The sequence below is a fragment of the Anaeromyxobacter soli genome (genome assembly GCF_022808855.1).
Classification (GTDB): domain Bacteria; phylum Myxococcota; class Myxococcia; order Myxococcales; family Anaeromyxobacteraceae; genus Anaeromyxobacter; species Anaeromyxobacter soli.
The window spans coordinates 1-1,131 of sequence record NZ_JAKZLF010000078.1 but is presented as its reverse complement, the minus strand read 5'-3'; the positions used below and the strand labels follow the sequence as shown (position 1 = coordinate 1,131).

At 66.5% G+C, this 1,131-nt stretch carries 1 protein-coding gene; it reads left to right on the top strand.

The features are described from left to right. Positions 1–11 precede the first annotated feature (11 nt). A protein-coding gene (locus MLV88_RS23805; protein ID WP_242341609.1) for an IS3 family transposase occupies positions 12–1,114 on the top strand; the annotation gives its coding sequence in 2 pieces (ribosomal slippage) (positions 12–267 and positions 267–1,114; 1,104 coding nt in all). The last annotated feature ends 17 nt before the right edge of the window (positions 1,115–1,131 follow it).

The following is a 1,131-nucleotide window of genomic DNA, read 5'->3' as shown; positions in this document are numbered from 1 at the left end:
GTGGAGGACGGATGCGGAAGAGCAAGTTCACCGACGAGCAGATCATCAAGGTCCTGAAGGAGGTCGAGGCGGGCGCCAAGGTGCAGGACGTCGTGCGCCGCCTCGGCATCACGGAGACGACCTTCTACCGCTGGAAGGCGAAGTTCGGCGGCCTCGAGGTCAGCGAGGCGAAGCGGCTCCGGGCGCTCGAGGATGAGAACCGGAAGCTCAAGACGCTCGTCGCAGACCTCACCCTGGACAAGCAGGCCCTGCAGCACCTCCTCGGAAAAAAATGGTAGGGCCCGCCGCGCTCCGCCTCGGCGTGGAAGCGATCCGGGCGGAGTTCGCGATCACCAAGCGGCGGGCCTGCCGCGTCGTCGGGCTCGCGCCGGCGACCTACTACTACCGAGGGCGGCGCCCGGAACGCGTCGAACTCAGGGAGAAGCTCCGGGCGTTCGCCGCACAGCGACCGCGCTGGGGCTATCGGCGCCTCCACGTGCTGCTGAAGCGCGAGGGCCACGACGTGAACCACAAGCTCGTTTTCCGCCTGTACCGCTCGGAAGGCTTGGCAGTCAGGAAGAAGAAGCGCAAGCGCATCGCCGCGTCTGTGCGGGTACTCCCGCCGCCGCCGACGCGGCCGCGGCAGCAGTGGACGATGGACTTCACCCAGGACTCGCTCGCGAGCGGGCGCCAGTTCCGGACGCTGAACCTGGTCGACACCTTCACGCGGGAGTGCCTCGTCATCGAGGTCGACCACTCGCTCCCAGGAGCACGCGTCGCGCGCGTGCTCGAGCGCGTCGTCGAGCTCCACGGCAAGCCGGAGCTGATCCGCGTCGACAACGGCACCGAGTTCACGAGCCACGTCGTGGACGCCTGGTCCTATGCGCAGGGCATCAAGCTGGACTTCATCCGGCCGGGCAAGCCGACCGAGAACGGCTACATCGAGAGCTTCAACGGGAAGTTCAGGGACGAGTGCCTGAACGAGAACTGGTTCCTCAGCCTCGACGACGCTCGGAAGAAGATCGAGGCCTATCGGATCGACTACAACGAGGTGCGGCCGCACAGCTCGCTGGACAACCAGACGCCGAACGGCTTTGCTCGCAGTATCACCGGACTCACGAAGCTAGCCGTCTAGAGTCGGGGGGCAGGTCA